The following is a 16,630-nucleotide window of genomic DNA, read 5'->3' as shown; positions in this document are numbered from 1 at the left end:
ATTTGTGTGTGGAAGGGCTCAAAAAGGAGCACTTACCCCTTAATACCCGTCTGGCGAATTTACTACTCCTTCAATGCAAAATTAGCCTGACAAAACCATTTAATATCAATCGTTTAGTCTATTTTTGTTGATTGCCACTTTGGTGGTATATCCACCGTTTTTGCGTCTGGCATCCTTAGCCTCAGTTGATCGTTATCAATTATCCCGTCATATGAGCGAGTTACCGTGCCCGCAATTCAGCAATGTCGTATTAATAAGATAGAGCCTCAAGGCTCCACATCAGGAGAACCCCGATGAGCAAATTTCTTGACCGGTTTCGTTACTTCAAACAGAAGGGCGAAACTTTTGCCAATGGACATGGCCAACTGCTCGATACCAATCGTGATTGGGAAGAAGGCTATCGTCAGCGCTGGCAGCACGATAAAGTGGTCCGTTCCACCCATGGTGTAAACTGTACGGGCTCCTGTAGCTGGAAGATTTACGTCAAAAGTGGCCTGGTGACCTGGGAAACCCAGCAAACCGACTATCCGCGTACTCGTCCGGATATGCCAAACCACGAACCACGCGGCTGCCCTCGCGGCGCGAGCTACTCCTGGTATCTCTACAGCGCTAACCGCCTGAAATATCCTCTGATGCGTAAGCGTCTGATTAAATTGTGGCGTGAAGCGAAAACCCTGCATAACGATCCGGTTGATGCATGGGCTTCCATCATTAACGATCCAGAAAAAGCGAAAAGCTACAAGCAAGCCCGTGGACGCGGTGGTTTCGTGCGTTCAAGCTGGCAGGAAGTGAATGAGCTGATTGCTGCGGCCAACGTATTTACCGCAAAAACCTTCGGCCCTGACCGTATCGCCGGTTTCTCTCCGATCCCCGCGATGTCGATGGTTTCCTACGCCTCTGGCGCGCGCTACCTTTCTCTGATCGGCGGGGCTTGCCTGAGCTTCTACGACTGGTATTGCGATTTGCCACCTGCGTCGCCAATGACCTGGGGGGAGCAGACTGACGTTCCGGAATCCGCAGACTGGTACAACTCCAGCTATATCATGGCCTGGGGTTCTAACGTTCCGCAGACCCGTACCCCGGATGCGCACTTCTTTACTGAAGTTCGTTACAAAGGCACCAAAACCGTTGCGGTAACGCCGGACTACGCTGAAATCGCCAAGCTATGCGACCAGTGGCTGGCACCGAAACAAGGTACCGATGCGGCAATGGCGCTGGCGATGGGCCACGTGATGCTGCGTGAGTTCCACCTTGATAACCCAAGCCAATACTTCACCGATTACGTTCGTCGCTATACCGACATGCCAATGCTGGTGATGCTCGAAGAGCGCGAAGGTTTCTATGCTGCAGGCCGTATGCTGCGTGCATCTGACCTGGTTGATGGCCTGGGCCAGGAAAATAACCCGCAGTGGAAAACCGTTGCGCTGGATAACCAGACCGGTGAACCACTGGCGCCTAACGGCTCTATCGGTTACCGCTGGGGCGAGAAGGGTAAATGGAACCTGGAACAGCGTGACGGCACCAGCGGCGAAGAAGCCGAACTGCGCCTGAGTCTGTTGGGCAGCCATGACGATATCGCTGAAGTCGGTTTCCCATACTTTGGCGGCGAAAGTTCTGAACACTTCAACAACGTTAAACTTGATAACGTGTTGATGCACAAACTGCCTGTTAAACGTATTCAACTGGCTGACGGCACTACTGCGCTGGTAACCACCGTTTATGACCTGACCCTTGCCAACTACGGTTTGGATCGCGGTCTGGACGACGAAAACTGCGCGACAAGCTACGACGATGTGAAAGCGTACACCCCTGCGTGGGCCGAGCAGATCACCGGCGTTTCTCGCCAGAACATCATCCGCATTGCGCGTGAGTTTGCAGAAAACGCAGATAAAACCCATGGCCGCTCCATGATCATCGTTGGCGCCGGTATGAACCACTGGTTCCACATGGATATGAACTACCGTGGTCTGATCAATATGCTGATCTTCTGCGGTTGCGTGGGTCAGAGCGGCGGCGGCTGGGCACACTATGTTGGCCAGGAAAAACTGCGTCCGCAAACCGGCTGGACTCCACTGGCGTTCGCGCTGGACTGGCAGCGTCCACCGCGCCATATGAACAGCACCTCGTTCTTCTATAACCACTCAAGCCAATGGCGTTATGAGTCGTTGACGGCTGAAGAACTGTTGTCCCCACTGGCGGATAAAACCCGTTACAGCGGTCACTTGATTGACTTCAACGTGCGTGCAGAACGCATGGGCTGGTTGCCATCCGCACCACAGCTCAACACCAACCCGTTGACTATCGCGGCACAAGCGAAAGCGGCTGGCATGAGCCCGGCTGATTTCACCGCGCAGCAACTGAAAAATGGTGAAATTCGCTTCGCGGCTGAACAGCCGGATGCGGGCAATAACCATCCGCGTAACCTGTTTGTCTGGCGTTCTAACCTGCTGGGATCTTCCGGTAAGGGCCACGAATACATGCTCAAATACCTGCTGGGTACTGAGAACGGTATTCAGGGTAAAGACTTGGGTAAAGAAGGCGGCGTAATGCCGGAAGAAGTTGAGTGGGTAGATAACGGCCTGGACGGCAAACTGGATCTGGTGGTGACGCTGGACTTCCGTCTGTCGAGCACCTGCCTGTACTCCGATATCGTGCTGCCAACGGCTACCTGGTATGAAAAAGACGACATGAATACCTCGGATATGCATCCGTTTATTCACCCGTTGTCTGCGGCTGTTGATCCTGCATGGGATTCAAAAAGCGACTGGGAAATCTATAAAGCTATCGCGAAGAAATTCTCTGAAGTGTGCGTGGGCCACTTAGGGAAAGAAACTGACGTAGTAACGCTGCCAATTCAGCACGATTCCGCGGCAGAGCTGGCACAGCCGTTTGGCGTGATGGACTGGAAAAAAGGCGAATGCGACCTGATTCCTGGTAAAACCGCACCGCACCTGATGGTGGTTGAGCGTGATTACCCGGCAACTTACGAGCGTTTCACCTCCGTTGGCCCACTGATGGAAACCCTCGGTAACGGCGGGAAAGGTATCGCCTGGAACACCCAGACCGAAATGGATCTGCTGCGTAAGCTGAACTACACCAAGGCAGACGGCCCGGCGAAAGGTCAACCGATGATCAACTCGGCGATCGATGCTGCCGAAATGATCCTGACCCTGGCGCCAGAAACCAACGGCCATGTTGCGGTGAAAGCCTGGGCTGCGCTGAGCGAATTTACCGGACGCGATCACACGCATCTGGCAATCCCGAAAGAAGAAGAGAAAATTCGCTTCCGCGATATTCAGGCTCAGCCACGCAAAATTATCTCAAGCCCGACCTGGTCTGGCCTGGAAGACGAACATGTGTCTTATAACGCCTGCTACACCAACGTGCATGAGCTGATTCCATGGCGCACGCTGTCTGGCCGTCAGCAGCTTTATCAAGATCACCAGTGGATGCGTGATTTTGGCGAAAGCCTGCTGGTGTACCGTCCACCGATTGATACCCGCTCTGTAAAAGGCGTGATGGGTAAAAAATCGAACGGTAACCCAGAGAAAGCGTTGAACTTCCTGACGCCGCACCAGAAATGGGGCATTCACTCAACCTACAGCGATAACTTGCTGATGCTGACGCTGTCACGCGGCGGCCCGATTGTCTGGATGAGTGAAATCGACGCCAAAGATTTGGGCATCGAAGATAACGACTGGATTGAAGTGTTCAACAAAAACGGTGCGCTGACGGCGCGTGCGGTTGTGAGCCAGCGTGTGCCTGAAGGCATGACGATGATGTACCACGCTCAGGAACGTATCGTGAACCTGCCGGGTTCTGAAATTACTGGCCAGCGCGGCGGTATTCATAACTCGGTAACCCGTATTAGCCCGAAACCAACGCACATGATTGGCGGCTATGCACAACTGGCCTACGGCTTTAACTACTACGGCACCGTAGGTTCAAACCGTGATGAGTTCGTTGTAGTACGTAAGATGAAAGACATTAACTGGTTAGACGGCGAAGGCAATGACCAGAAACAGGAGAGCGTAAAATGAAAATTCGTTCACAAGTCGGCATGGTGCTGAATCTTGATAAATGCATCGGCTGTCACACCTGTTCTGTGACCTGTAAAAACGTCTGGACCAGCCGTGAAGGGATGGAGTACGCGTGGTTTAACAACGTGGAAACCAAACCGGGTATCGGTTATCCGAACGACTGGGAAAACCAGGAAAAATGGAAAGGCGGTTGGATCCGTAAAATCAACGGCAAGCTGCAGCCGCGCATGGGTAACCGCGCCATGCTGCTGGGTAAAATCTTCGCTAACCCGCATCTGCCGGGTATCGATGATTACTACGAGCCGTTTGACTACGACTACCAGCATTTGCATAACGCGCCGGAAGGTAAGCATCAGCCGATTGCGCGTCCGCGCTCGCTGATCACCGGCCAGCGTATGAACAAGATCGAAGCGGGCCCGAACTGGGAAGAGATCCTGGGTGGCGAATTTGAAAAACGCGCCAAAGATCAGAACTTCCTGAACATGCAAAAAGCGATGTACGGCCAGTTCGAAAACACGTTTATGGCTTACCTGCCGCGTCTGTGCGAACACTGCCTGAACCCGGCGTGTGCGGCAACCTGCCCAAGTGGTGCGATCTACAAGCGTGAAGAAGACGGTATCGTTCTGATTGACCAGGACAAGTGTCGCGGCTGGCGTATGTGTATTACCGGCTGCCCGTACAAAAAGATCTACTTCAACTGGAAAACCGGCAAATCCGAGAAGTGCATTTTCTGTTATCCGCGTATCGAAGCCGGTATGCCAACAGTTTGCTCTGAAACCTGTGTAGGCCGTATCCGTTACCTCGGCGTGCTGCTTTACGATGCGGACGCTATTGAGGAAGCAGCAAGCACTGAAAACGAAAAAGATCTGTATGAACGCCAACTGAGCATCTTCCTTAACCCGAACGATCCGGCGGTTATCGAACAGGCTCTGAAAGATGGCATTCCACAGAGCGTGATTGATTCCGCCCAGCAGTCGCCGGTTTACAAAATGGCGATGGACTGGAAGCTGGCTCTGCCGCTGCACCCGGAATACCGCACGCTGCCGATGGTTTGGTATGTGCCACCGTTGTCACCCATTCAGTCTGCGGCTGATGCGGGCGAGCTGCCACACACCGGTATTCTGCCAGACGTAGAAAGCCTGCGTATTCCTGTGGAATATCTGGCGAACCTGCTGACCGCAGGCGACACCGCGCCGGTTCTGCGTGCTCTGAAACGTATGATGGCGATGCGTCATTACAAACGTGCAGAAACCGTGGAAGGCATTAACGATACGCGTGCTCTGGAAGAAGTCGGCCTGACGGAAGCCCAGGCGCAGGAAATGTACCGCTACCTGGCGATTGCGAACTACGAAGATCGTTTCGTGATTCCAACCAGCCATCGTGAAATTGCGGCAGATGCCTTCCCTGAGCGTAACGGTTGCGGCTTCAGCTTCGGTGACGGTTGCCACGGGTCTGACAGCAAATTCAATCTGTTCAATAGCAAACGTATTGACGCGATTGATGTGACCAGCAAAACGGAGCCAAAAGCATGATTGAACTTCTGGTGATTTCCCGTTTGCTCGAGTACCCGGATGCTGCCCTGTGGCAGCATCAACAGGAACTCCGCGACGCGCTGGCAGAAGGGAGTGCGGTGAATCCTCAGCAGGTCGCACAGCTTAATGATTTCATCACAACGCTGTGCAGCCGTGATTTGTTAGATGCCCAGGCAAGCTACAGCGAGCTTTTCGACAGAGGTCGTGCGACCTCCTTGCTGCTGTTCGAACATGTGCACGGTGAATCACGCGATCGCGGCCAGGCGATGGTGAATCTGATGGGGCAGTATGAACAAGCCGGTATGGAAATCGACAGCCGTGAGCTGCCAGACCACCTGCCGCTGTATCTTGAGTATCTGTCTCAGCGTGATGAAGCCGAAGCGCGTGGTGGTTTGCAAGATGTAGCGCCAATTCTGGCGCTGCTGGCGGCCCGTTTGAAACAGCGTGAAAGCGCCTATGCAGCACTGTTTGATGTGCTGCTGGGCCTGTCTCAAAGTGAAGTTGCGGTTGAAAGCGTTATTCAGCAAATCGCTGATGAAGCACGCGATGACACGCCGCAGGCCCTGGATGCCGTGTGGGAAGAAGAGCAGGTGAAATTTGTGGCGGACGCGGGTTGCGGTGAATCCGAAATTAGCAACCATCAGCGTCGTTTTGCCGGGGCTGTCGCTCCGCAGTATTTGAATATCGGAGGACAGTAATCATGCAATTTCTCAATGTGTTCTTCTTTGACATCTATCCGTATCTTTGCGGGACGGTGTTCCTGGTCGGTAGCTGGTTGCGTTATGACTACGGCCAGTACACGTGGAAAGCGGGTTCCAGCCAGATGCTCGACCGTAAAGGGATGAACCTGGCATCAAACCTGTTCCACATCGGTATTCTGGGTATTTTTGCTGGTCACTTCCTTGGGATGCTGACGCCGCACTGGATGTACGAGTCGTTCCTGCCGCTTGAAGTGAAGCAGAAAATGGCGATGTTTGCCGGCGGGGCGAGTGGTGTGATGACGTTGATTGGCGGTGGCCTGCTGCTTAAACGTCGTCTGTTCAATCCACGTATTCGTGCGACCTCAACGACTGCGGATATCCTGATCCTTAGCCTGCTGGTGATCCAGTGTGCTCTGGGCCTGGGAACTATTCCGTTCTCGGCACAGCACATGGACGGCAGTGAGATGATGAAACTGGTTGGCTGGGCGCAGACGGTTGTGACCTTCCACGGTGGCGCATCTGAGCACTTGGATGGCGTGGCGTTTATCTTCCGCGTGCACTTAGTGCTGGGTATGACGCTGTTCCTGCTGTTCCCGTTCACCCGTCTGGTGCACGTCTGGAGCGCGCCGGTTGAGTATCTGACGCGTAAATATCAGGTTGTTCGCGCTCGTCGCTGATTCTTGCTGATGTTTGATTTGAAAATACCTGGCTTCGGCTGGGTATTTTTTTGCGTGTTTATCGGGTGGCGGCGGGTGGCGCTGCGCTTACCCGCCCTACAAAACCGCTTAATGCGCGGAAGTGAACCGAAAAAGTTTGCGTAGGAGAAGAACGTTAAGAATTCTTTCCCAACGGGAATATGAAATTTTATGAGGTTTGGATAAGTTTGGAATTGAATCTGGAAGATGGTGGCGGGGGAAGGATGACTCGACGCAAAAGCGTCTCGCCCTTCGGGTCGTTGCCTGCGGCAACGCTTTCTCGCTGCGCTCGAATCGAACCTTAATCGAAGCTTCTCATCCTTCCCCAACGGGAATAGGGAATATTGTGCGATTTGGATAGTTTGGGAAGGTACTAAAGAGATGGTGGCGGGGGAAGGATTCGAACCTTCGAAGTCGATGACGGCAGATTTACAGTCTGCTCCCTTTGGCCGCTCGGGAACCCCGCCAGGGGTGTTTATTATTGCAAAAAGCCAGTTTGGTGATGGCTATCAGAACGGAGTGGGAAGGATGACCGTTGCTGAAGCAACGTTGTCTCACTGCGTTCGACTCAAACCTTCGGGTCGAAGATTCTCGTCCTTCCCCGATAAGTGCTCATCTTGATGAGGATTTATCGCCTTAACCACGATGCTGTGGTTAGAGATGGTGGCGGGGGAAGGATTCGAACCTTCGAAGTCGATGACGGCAGATTTACAGTCTGCTCCCTTTGGCCGCTCGGGAACCCCGCCAGGGGTATTGCTTATGGCTTTCTTGCTCACTCCCTTTGTCTGGAAGCGGGGCGCATCATATCAAATGAAGCGCCGCTGTAAAGTATTCACTGTAAGAAAATGAATCGTTTGCCGTTTTTTTACACGTAACGTTGCAAAGCTAAACAATTCACCTTCTGAGCACTACAGAATAATGGTGCGATTACCGTAAACAAACACGCGTTGGGCCAGCACTTGGTACAGCGCACGGCTCAAAACGTTTTTCTCAACGTCACGCCCGGCCCGCATCATATCTTCAGCGGTGTAGGTGTGATCGACGTGAATAACGTCCTGCATGATGATTGGGCCTTCATCCAGATTGTCATTCACATAGTGCGCTGTTGCGCCGATGATCTTCACGCCGCGCTCGTACGCCTGATGGTAAGGGCGTGCGCCGATAAATGCCGGCAAGAACGAGTGGTGGATATTGATAATCTGGTTCGGGAAGCGCGACACAAATTCAGGCGTTAATACGCGCATATATTTCGCCAGCACCACGTAATCAGGTTTGTGCGCTTCAATCGCATCAGCCATCTGTTTATCGTGATCTTCGCGGGTAAGCCCTTCATGGCTGACCAGCTCGAACGGAATATCAAAGCGTTCCACCAGCGTGCGCAGCGTTTCGTGGTTACCGATAACCGCAGCAATTTCCACATCCAGCCCGCCGTAATTGGCTTTCATCAAGAGATCGCCCAGGCAGTGGGCCTCTTTTGTGACCAGAATAACAACGCGACGGCGGCCCGCAGGTGTCAGTTCGCGTACCGAGCCTTCCGGCAGGGCGCTATCTAAATCGGCAAGCAACGTCGTGTCGTTGAAAATACCTTCAAGCTCAGTACGCATGAAAAAGCGCCCGGTACGATGGTCGACAAACTCATTGTTCTGAACAATGTTCAGTTCGTGCTTGTAACAAATGTTGGTGATTTTGGCGATAAGCCCTTTTGCATCGGGGCAAATAGTGCGTAGTACTTTTCGTTGTAATGCTTGCATTGCAGGGTGAGTCCTGTTGTACGTGTGTTTGCTAACTGATTTGTGCCACGGGTCGCTAGCGACCACAACACTTTTTATACTTTTTCCCGGAACCGCAAGGGCAAAGGTCGTTGCGACCAAACTGCGGGCGCGTTCCATCGACATAGTACCATTGACTGTTTTCCTTTAAGAAACGGGAACGTTCGATGATCGCACTTTCCTGACCGTCTTCCTGAAAACGCGCCACGAAACTCACAAAACCTTCGTTTTCATCGCGTCCGTCAGCCGTTTCATAAACGGTCAAACCCAGCCAGTGCGTGGAGTCAAAACTACGGAAAATGTCGCTTTTAAGCGTTTCGCCGCGCGCCTGGGGGTACCAGCTTGCCACCAGGTAATCGGCATCTTTCATGACATAGGCGCTGTAACGTGACCGCATGAGTTGCGACGGGGTTGGCGCTAGCTGGTCTGCGCGTAGGTATGGCTGGCAACATAAGCTATACTCCTGACCGCTACCACAAGGGCAAAGTTGCGACATGGCATTTCCTTGGTTACAAAAATAGATTCAGGTAGCGTTATGTTAACTGAGCAGTGGCGAGTTCGTCACGAGGCGATAAACCGGGGAAAGTAGACCGAGGCGGAATGAGACAGGTAAAGATCGGCCTGGCACTGGGGTCGGGAGCAGCAAAAGGATGGGCGCATATTGGTGTCATTAATGGGTTAAAACGTGCGGGCATTAAGGTTGATATCGTCGCAGGTTGTTCGGTTGGAGCCCTGGTCGGTGCCGCGTATGCCAGTAATCGCTTGCCAATGATGGAGCGCTGGGTGCGTTCGTTCGGCTATTGGGATGTTCTGCGTCTCATGGATCTCTCCTGGCGTCGGGGCGGTTTATTGCGTGGGGAAAGGGTTTTCAATAACGTTCGTAAAATCATTACGGAAGAAAAAATTGAAGATTGCGCCCTGCGTTTTGGCTCAGTGGCGACCAATTTAAGCACCGGGCGCGAGCTATGGTTTACGGATGGCGATCTCCATCAAGCGGTACGTGCCTCTTGCAGTATGCCTGGGTTGCTGTCGCCTGTGGGGTACAACGGCTACTGGTTAGTTGATGGTGCGGTGGTTAACCCGGTGCCGGTTTCACTGACCCGCGCGCTGGGAGCCGATATTGTTATTGCCGTCGATCTTCAGCACGACGCGCATTTGATGCAGCAAGATTTACTTTCCGTCAATATGACGACGCCGCTGTCTGAGCATCAGGTGCATCCTGATACCTGGCGTGGCCGTTTACGCGAGCAACTCGGCAAAATCACCACCCGACGCGCGAATACCACACCGACGGCCATGGAAATCATGACTACCTCGATTCAGGTGCTGGAAAACCGCTTAAAACGTAACCGTATGGCAGGCGATCCCCCCGATATTCTGCTGCAACCTTTTTGCCCGCAGATTTCCACGCTCGATTTTCACCGTGCCGCTGAGGCGATAAGCGCCGGAAGCCTGGCCGTCGAGAAAAAGATGGATGAGCTGCTTCCGCTGGTCCGTACCCATGAATGAGTACGGTAAAAACTCGCATCTTCAGGCAATTCTGACAGGCGGTGATTGTCATACCATGCCACTATTGATCTATCGCCAGTCAGGGGAGCGCACATGACACAGCCACTCGTTGGAAAACACATTCTTATTGTTGAGGACGAGCCCGTTTTCCGCTCTTTACTGGAGAGTTACCTTTCTTCCTTAGGGGCGAGCATTGAGATTGCCGCCGATGGTATCGATGCCCTGGAAAAAATGACCCGTTTTGTTCCTGACTTGCTGATTTGCGATCTGGCTATGCCGCGCATGAACGGGCTGAAACTGGTAGAGCATTTGCGTAATGAAGGCATCAAAACGCCAATACTGATTATTTCCGCCACTGAGAATATGTCTGATATTGCCAAAGCACTGCGTTTTGGCGTGCAGGATGTATTGCTCAAACCGATTAAAGATCTCGATCGCCTGCGGGAAACGGTTTTCGCCTGTCTTTACCCGAATATGTTTAATTCGCGCGTTGAAGAAGAAGAGCGTTTGTTCCAGGACTGGGATGCGCTGGTCAGTGACCCGCAGGCGGCCTCTAATTTGCTTCAGGAACTCCAACCGCCGGTGCAACAAGTCATGTCGCATTGCCGTGTGAATTACCGCCAGCTAATTACGCTTAATCAGCCCGGTTTAGTGTTGGACATCGCTCCTCTTTCTGAAAATGACCTGGCATTTTACTGCCTGGATGTAACCCGGGCAGGGGATAACGGCGTGTTAGCGGCTTTGTTATTACGCGCGTTATTTAATGGCCTGTTACAGGAACAACTTTCTCAGCAGCATCAGCGCCTGCCTGAATTGGGCAATTTGCTTAAACAGGTGAATCAGTTATTACGTCAGGCCAATCTCACCGGGCAATTTCCATTAATGGTTGGCTATTATCACAGTGAGCTAAAAAACCTCATTTTGGTGTCGGCGGGGCTGAATGCCACTTTAAATACCGGTGAGCATCAAATTCAGGTCAGTAATGGCGTGCCTTTAGGGACTTTGGGCAATACTTATCTCAATCAAATTAGCCAGCGCTGTGAGTCGTGGCAATGCCAGGTTTGGGGCGCTGGCGGGCGATTGCGGCTAATGTTGTCTGCGGAATGAGCATCTGGACGATTGAAAACAATTAGGTTTTCTCCCCTGTGAATGTGGGTGGTAATATCGTATTCAACGCTCTCGTATTTATCTTAAATTACCAACGCAACGGGTAAACAGCCGTAGATTTCATTTTTAAGCTGATATACTCGATGCGTTTTTTAATTGACTTGCAAGTGAAAACTTGAACAGTCCAGGAGATTTTTCAATGGCTGCCATTAATTCTAAAGTAAGAAAAGCAGTAATCCCTGTCGCGGGATTAGGCACGCGTATGTTACCGGCTACCAAGGCTATTCCAAAAGAGATGTTGCCGCTGGTCGATAAACCGTTAATTCAGTATGTCGTCAACGAATGTATCGCTGCGGGCATCACTGAAATTGTGCTGGTGACGCACTCTTCGAAAAACTCCATCGAAAACCACTTCGATACCAGTTTCGAACTGGAAGCGATGCTGGAAAAACGCGTCAAGCGCCAGTTGCTGGAAGAAGTTCAGGCTATTTGCCCTCCGCATGTCACCATCATGCAGGTTCGTCAGGGCCTGGCTAAAGGTTTGGGCCACGCCGTGCTGTGTGCTCATCCGGTTGTTGGCGATGAGCCAGTCGCGGTTATCCTGCCAGATGTTATCCTCGATGAGTTCGAGTCCGATCTTTCCCAGGACAACCTGGCTGAAATGATCAAACGTTTTGATACTACAGGCCACAGCCAGATTATGGTTGAGCCGGTAGAAGATGTTACCGCTTACGGTGTTGTTGACTGTAAAGGCGTTGAATTAAACGAAGGCGACAGCGTGCCGATGGTCGGTATCGTTGAGAAACCTAAAGCTAACGTCGCACCTTCTAATTTGGCGGTTGTTGGCCGTTATGTGCTGACTGCGGATATCTGGCCGCTGCTGTCCAAAACCCCTCCGGGTGCAGGCGATGAAATCCAACTGACTGACTCCATTGCAATGCTGATGGAAAAACAGACTGTTGAAGCCTATCACATGAAAGGCGTGAGCCATGACTGCGGTAACAAACTCGGCTATATGCAGGCGTTTGTTGAATACGGTATTCGTCACAACACTCTTGGTGCAGATTTTAAAGCCTGGTTAGAAGAGACTGTTGGCGCGAAAAAGTAATTCATTTCAACGCAGGATAGAAAGATGAAAGTTACTGTATTTGGTATCGGCTATGTTGGACTTGTTCAGGCAGCAGTGCTTGCAGAAGTCGGTCACGAAGTGATGTGCATAGATGTCGATGCAAAGAAAGTCGAAAATCTGAAAAACGGCGTGATCCCTATTTTTGAGCCTGGCTTAACGCCGCTGGTGAAGAAAAACTATGAAGAGGGCCGTTTGCAGTTCAGCACCGATGCTGAACTGGGCGTTCATCATGGTGAAATGCAATTTATTGCCGTTGGCACGCCGCCGGACGAAGATGGTTCTGCTGACCTGAAATATGTCACAGCCGTTGCGCGTACCATCGCGCAGCATATGACGTCCCATAAAGTTGTGCTCGATAAGTCTACGGTTCCTGTTGGAACGGCGGACAAAGTGCGCAGCGTGATGGAAGAAACGCTGAAAGCGCGTGGCGTGGATATTTCATTCGACGTGGTATCTAACCCTGAATTTCTGAAGGAAGGGGCTGCAGTTTCTGACTGTATGCGTCCTGAACGTATTGTTATCGGCACCGATAACGAGGACGTCGTCGATTTACTGCGTGAGTTGTACGAGCCATTTAACCGCAATCACGATCGCATGATCCTGATGGATATCCGTAGCGCTGAGCTGACCAAATATGCCGCGAACTGTATGCTCGCGACCAAAATCAGCTTTATGAATGAAATCTCTAACCTGGCTGAACGCCTGGGTGCAGATATCGAAAAAGTGCGTATGGGTATCGGGTCTGACTCACGTATCGGCTACAGCTTTATCTATCCTGGCTGCGGCTACGGTGGTTCCTGCTTCCCGAAAGATGTGCAGGCGCTGATTCGCACCGCTCAGCAGATTGGCTATACGCCACGTATTCTGCAGGCGGTAGAAGAGGTAAACCACGACCAGAAGTTAAAACTCCCTGAGTTTATTTCTCGTCACTTTGGTGAAGATTTGAAAGGCAAAACCTTCGCGCTGTGGGGGCTCTCTTTCAAACCCAATACCGACGATATGCGTGAAGCCTCAAGCCGCGTCCTGATGGAAGCGCTGTGGGAACGCGGTGCTCAGGTGCAGGCGTATGACCCGGAAGCAATGGACGAAACCCAGCGCATTTACGGACATCGATCAGATCTGAAACTGATGGGTACTAAAGAAGCTGCATTACAAGACGCGGATGCTCTGGTTATTTGTACGGAGTGGCAAAGTTTCCGCGCACCTGATTTCGATGCAATTAAGAAATCACTGAAGCAACCAGTTATCTTTGACGGCCGTAACCTGTATGATCCTGAGAGACTCAGCAAGCGCGGCTTTGTTTATTATGCAATCGGCCGCGGAGCGTCCATCAATATTGCATAATAAATGAGGGTTGTATGAAATTTCTGGTTACCGGCGCAGCAGGCTTTATTGGATTTCACGTTAGCGAACGTTTGCTGGCAGCCGGTCACCAGGTTATCGGTATCGATAACCTGAACGACTATTATGACGTGAATCTTAAACAGGCACGTCTTGATCTTCTCTCTCCTCATTGCGCATTCCGATTCCAAAAAATTGACCTCGCCGACCGCAACGCGATGGCTGAATTATTTGCTAACGAGAAATTCGATCGTGTGATTCATCTTGCCGCTCAGGCGGGTGTACGTTATTCAATCGATAACCCTCATGCTTATGCGGATTCAAACCTTTCAGGGCATTTAAATGTTCTTGAAGGTTGCCGCCATAATAAAGTAGGGCATCTGCTCTACGCATCTTCAAGCTCTGTATATGGATTGAATCGTAAACTTCCGTTCTCGACCGATGATAGCGTTGACCATCCAATCTCTTTATATGCGGCGACCAAAAAAGCGAACGAGTTGATGTCCCATACCTATTCGCACTTATATGGATTGCCGACAACCGGTCTGCGTTTTTTCACCGTTTATGGCCCTTGGGGTCGCCCGGATATGGCGTTATTTAAATTCACCCGCGCCATTGTCGAAGGCAAAAGTATTGATGTTTACAATCACGGGCAAATGCGTCGAGATTTTACTTATATCGATGATATTGCCGAAGCCATTGTGCGTTTACAGGATGTCATTCCGCAGGTTGATTCCGCCTGGACAGTAGAAGAGGGCACGCCCGCAACCAGCTCTGCGCCTTACCGTGTTTATAACATTGGTAATAGCAGCCCGGTTACGCTGATGGATTATATTACGGCGCTGGAAACGTCATTGGGGAAAGTGGCGCAGAAGAACATGCTGCCAATGCAACCTGGTGACGTTCTGGAGACCAGCGCGGACACGCAGGCTTTATATGATGTTATCGGCTTTAAGCCGCAAACATCAGTGCAGGATGGCGTACAGCGCTTTGTAGACTGGTATAAAGCTTTCTATAAAGTTAGCTAATACTGATTAGCGGAAAGATAAAAAGGAAGCCTGGCTTCCTTTTTTTGTCTCTCTTTTATGGCAACGCACTCTGATAGCGAAACGCATAAAACAAAAATCCCGCCGAAGCGGGATTTAATAAGCAGCACTAAAAGCGAAAATTAGGCAATCAGGAAATCTTCCAGTTTTTTGCCTTGCTCTTCCATTGCTTTTTTGATTACAGCTGGAGTACGGCCCTGGCCAGTCCAGGTTTTGCTTTCGCCGTTTTCGTCGATGTACTGATATTTAGCTGGGCGCGCAGCGCGTTTTGCTTTGCCTGCAGATTTAACAGCAGCCATGCTATTCAGTAATTCATTAGGATCAATGCCGTCAGCGATCAGCATTTCACGGTATTGTTGCAGTTTGCGAGTACGCTCTTCAATTTCTGCAGCAGCAGCATTGTCTTCTTCGCGACGTTCGTTAACAACAACTTCTAATTTTTCCAGCATTTCTTCCAGCGTTTCCAGAGTACATTCTCTAGCTTGTGCACGAAGAGTACGGATGTTGTTCAGAATTTTAAGTGCTTCGCTCATTTTAGTAATCTCAATCTTATATTGATGGTTGGCTTGATGGACTAATAATAGAGGCTTAAATTAAGTTCTGCAATAGGGGGGAATGTAAGGAATTCAAAATTCCATAATATTTTGTCGATTTATAAAAGACCATTATCTTAAATTTTGTCGTGAATGTGGCCTAAACAAAACGTGGATAACTCACTTTTTCTACAACAACCCTGATACTGTCAGGGGTTGTTGTAACACTAAATTGCGACATAACAGCATTAATGGTGAAATATCAACCTTTGGTATTATTGCCTACAACAATCGGTATTCTTAATAGATAATTATTATTAGTGAATCAGGGAGTATCATAGAATAGCAATGAAAACACTGAAAACTCCGTAAGTTAAGGACTACGCGACATGTTTCAAACAACTGAGAATTTGATACATTTTACCTTCGCGACTTATATATCTATCCGGTACACCTTGGATTTTTCTTAACGCTAACAGGTACGATAACTCTGTAACGGCTTATGATATAATCCGTGTTAATAATATTTACATTTTAACTCAGGCTAGCTGACCAATGGCACAACTCTACTTTTACTATTCCGCAATGAACGCGGGTAAATCTACGGCATTACTGCAATCCTCATACAACTATCAAGAGCGCGGAATGCGTACCCTGGTGTATACCGCAGAAATTGACAATCGGTTTGGTTCAGGAAAGGTGAGTTCGCGCATTGGCTTGTCGTCGCCTGCCAGGCTCTTCAATGGTACAACGCAGTTATTCAATGAAATACGTGATGAGCATCAGCGTAATGCGGTGAATTGCGTTTTAGTAGACGAATGCCAATTCCTTACACGCGATCAGGTTCTTGCGTTATCCGATGTTGTGGATGAATTAGATATTCCGGTGCTCTGTTATGGCCTGCGAACTGATTTCCAGGGCGAGCTGTTTGGTGGCAGCCAATATTTATTGGCATGGTCAGATAAGCTGGTGGAATTAAAAACTATCTGTTTCTGCGGTCGCAAAGCCAGCATGGTGCTGCGTCTTGACCATGAAGGTCGTCCTTATAATCAAGGTGAGCAAGTGGTGATTGGCGGAAATGAACGCTACGTGTCGGTTTGCCGGAAGCATTACAAAGAAGCACTGCAGAAAGGCTCTCTGGAAGGCATTTAGAGCGTTTAAAATCCATAACGAAGGGGAAGGGTAGGCTTTCCTCTTAATCGCTGTGTGATGCTTTCTGCTTAGCTTT

The 16,630-nt window shown here is 50.5% G+C and carries 13 protein-coding genes, 2 tRNA genes and 1 other RNA gene; 10 read left to right on the top strand and 6 right to left on the bottom strand.

The features are described 5' to 3' along the window. The first annotated feature begins 293 nt into the window (after positions 1–293). The 4 genes from AB1E22_RS21430 to narI are packed head-to-tail and all read left to right on the top strand — an operon-like array spanning position 294 to position 6,950. Positions 294–4,040 carry a nitrate reductase subunit alpha gene (locus AB1E22_RS21430; protein WP_367597231.1) on the top strand — a complete coding sequence of 1,249 codons (3,747 nt, stop codon included), beginning with the start codon at positions 294–296 and terminating at the stop codon, positions 4,038–4,040. Continuing rightward, on the top strand, positions 4,037–5,572 hold the full coding sequence (gene narH, locus AB1E22_RS21425; RefSeq protein WP_367597230.1) for a nitrate reductase subunit beta: 1,536 nt from the start codon (positions 4,037–4,039) through the stop codon (positions 5,570–5,572). Before AB1E22_RS21430 ends, narH begins: the two co-directional genes overlap by 4 nt. Next, the gene (gene narJ, locus AB1E22_RS21420) at positions 5,569–6,270 is read left to right on the top strand and encodes a nitrate reductase molybdenum cofactor assembly chaperone (RefSeq protein ID WP_367597229.1); all 702 of its coding nucleotides are present in this window, start codon (positions 5,569–5,571) and stop codon (positions 6,268–6,270) included. The genes narH and narJ overlap by 4 nt, the downstream gene beginning before the upstream one ends. 2 nt (positions 6,271–6,272) lie before the next feature. After that, positions 6,273–6,950 carry a respiratory nitrate reductase subunit gamma gene (gene narI / locus AB1E22_RS21415; RefSeq protein WP_034455855.1) on the top strand — a complete coding sequence of 226 codons (678 nt, stop codon included), beginning with the start codon at positions 6,273–6,275 and terminating at the stop codon, positions 6,948–6,950. 226 nt (positions 6,951–7,176) lie between these two features. Here the strand turns inward: narI and AB1E22_RS21410 are convergent. The 5 genes from AB1E22_RS21410 to AB1E22_RS21390 form a co-directional block, all read right to left on the bottom strand. After that, positions 7,177–7,308, bottom strand: a non-coding RNA gene (locus AB1E22_RS21410) — RtT sRNA. A gap of 42 nt (positions 7,309–7,350) precedes the next feature. Further along, positions 7,351–7,435 (bottom strand) — tRNA-Tyr (locus AB1E22_RS21405). A gap of 194 nt (positions 7,436–7,629) precedes the next feature. Then, positions 7,630–7,714: transfer RNA gene (locus AB1E22_RS21400), tRNA-Tyr, on the bottom strand. 162 nt (positions 7,715–7,876) lie between these two features. Then, complete coding sequence (gene purU, locus AB1E22_RS21395) at positions 7,877–8,719, bottom strand: formyltetrahydrofolate deformylase (RefSeq protein WP_367597228.1); 843 nt, start codon at positions 8,717–8,719, stop codon at positions 7,877–7,879. A 55-nt stretch (positions 8,720–8,774) separates the two neighbouring features. Further along, positions 8,775–9,233, bottom strand: a complete 459-nt coding sequence (locus tag AB1E22_RS21390) for a YchJ family protein (RefSeq protein WP_367597227.1) — start codon at positions 9,231–9,233, stop codon at positions 8,775–8,777. Positions 9,234–9,337: 104 nt separating this feature from the next. Here AB1E22_RS21390 and rssA point away from each other — a divergent pair, with 104 nt between their 5' ends. The 5 genes from rssA (at position 9,338) to AB1E22_RS21365 (ending at position 14,851) form a co-directional block, all read left to right on the top strand. Further along, a complete protein-coding gene (gene rssA / locus AB1E22_RS21385) occupies positions 9,338–10,246 on the top strand; it encodes a patatin-like phospholipase RssA (protein ID WP_367597226.1) in 909 nt (302 codons plus the stop codon). A gap of 93 nt (positions 10,247–10,339) precedes the next feature. After that, a complete protein-coding gene (rssB, locus tag AB1E22_RS21380; protein ID WP_367597225.1) occupies positions 10,340–11,353 on the top strand; it encodes a two-component system response regulator RssB in 1,014 nt (337 codons plus the stop codon). Positions 11,354–11,552: 199 nt separating this feature from the next. Then, complete coding sequence (galU, locus tag AB1E22_RS21375; protein WP_367597224.1) at positions 11,553–12,461, top strand: UTP--glucose-1-phosphate uridylyltransferase GalU; 909 nt, start codon at positions 11,553–11,555, stop codon at positions 12,459–12,461. A 24-nt stretch (positions 12,462–12,485) separates the two neighbouring features. After that, positions 12,486–13,826, top strand: a complete 1,341-nt coding sequence (locus AB1E22_RS21370; RefSeq protein ID WP_367597223.1) for a UDP-glucose dehydrogenase family protein — start codon at positions 12,486–12,488, stop codon at positions 13,824–13,826. Between the two features lie 14 nt (positions 13,827–13,840). After that, complete coding sequence (locus tag AB1E22_RS21365) at positions 13,841–14,851, top strand: NAD-dependent epimerase (protein ID WP_367597222.1); 1,011 nt, start codon at positions 13,841–13,843, stop codon at positions 14,849–14,851. 140 nt (positions 14,852–14,991) lie between these two features. On the opposite strand, the gene hns is transcribed toward AB1E22_RS21365, so the two are convergent. Next, positions 14,992–15,402 carry a histone-like nucleoid-structuring protein H-NS gene (hns, locus tag AB1E22_RS21360; RefSeq protein WP_034494985.1) on the bottom strand — a complete coding sequence of 137 codons (411 nt, stop codon included), beginning with the start codon at positions 15,400–15,402 and terminating at the stop codon, positions 14,992–14,994. Positions 15,403–15,957: 555 nt separating this feature from the next. On the opposite strand from hns, the gene tdk reads away from it, so the two are divergent. Beyond that, positions 15,958–16,554 carry a thymidine kinase gene (tdk, locus tag AB1E22_RS21355; protein ID WP_367597221.1) on the top strand — a complete coding sequence of 199 codons (597 nt, stop codon included), beginning with the start codon at positions 15,958–15,960 and terminating at the stop codon, positions 16,552–16,554. The last annotated feature ends 76 nt before the right edge of the window (positions 16,555–16,630 follow it).

The sequence above is a fragment of the Buttiauxella gaviniae genome, from assembly GCF_040786275.1.
GTDB lineage: Bacteria > Pseudomonadota > Gammaproteobacteria > Enterobacterales > Enterobacteriaceae > Buttiauxella > Buttiauxella gaviniae_A.
This window is presented reverse-complemented; position numbering and strand designations above follow the sequence as displayed.

What these genes read in the sequence shown, in the direction of transcription:
- AB1E22_RS21430 (WP_367597231.1), top strand. Translation starts at nt 294, where the DNA reads ATGAGCAAATTTCTTGACCGGTTTCGTTACTTCAAACAGAAGGGCGAA.
- narH (WP_367597230.1), top strand. Translation starts at nt 4,037, where the DNA reads ATGAAAATTCGTTCACAAGTCGGCATGGTGCTGAATCTTGATAAATGC.
- narJ (WP_367597229.1), top strand. Translation starts at nt 5,569, where the DNA reads ATGATTGAACTTCTGGTGATTTCCCGTTTGCTCGAGTACCCGGATGCT.
- narI (WP_034455855.1), top strand. Translation starts at nt 6,273, where the DNA reads ATGCAATTTCTCAATGTGTTCTTCTTTGACATCTATCCGTATCTTTGC.
- purU (WP_367597228.1), bottom strand. Translation starts at nt 8,719, where the DNA reads ATGCAAGCATTACAACGAAAAGTACTACGCACTATTTGCCCCGATGCA.
- AB1E22_RS21390 (WP_367597227.1), bottom strand. Translation starts at nt 9,233, where the DNA reads ATGTCGCAACTTTGCCCTTGTGGTAGCGGTCAGGAGTATAGCTTATGT.
- rssA (WP_367597226.1), top strand. Translation starts at nt 9,338, where the DNA reads ATGAGACAGGTAAAGATCGGCCTGGCACTGGGGTCGGGAGCAGCAAAA.
- rssB (WP_367597225.1), top strand. Translation starts at nt 10,340, where the DNA reads ATGACACAGCCACTCGTTGGAAAACACATTCTTATTGTTGAGGACGAG.
- galU (WP_367597224.1), top strand. Translation starts at nt 11,553, where the DNA reads ATGGCTGCCATTAATTCTAAAGTAAGAAAAGCAGTAATCCCTGTCGCG.
- AB1E22_RS21370 (WP_367597223.1), top strand. Translation starts at nt 12,486, where the DNA reads ATGAAAGTTACTGTATTTGGTATCGGCTATGTTGGACTTGTTCAGGCA.
- AB1E22_RS21365 (WP_367597222.1), top strand. Translation starts at nt 13,841, where the DNA reads ATGAAATTTCTGGTTACCGGCGCAGCAGGCTTTATTGGATTTCACGTT.
- hns (WP_034494985.1), bottom strand. Translation starts at nt 15,402, where the DNA reads ATGAGCGAAGCACTTAAAATTCTGAACAACATCCGTACTCTTCGTGCA.
- tdk (WP_367597221.1), top strand. Translation starts at nt 15,958, where the DNA reads ATGGCACAACTCTACTTTTACTATTCCGCAATGAACGCGGGTAAATCT.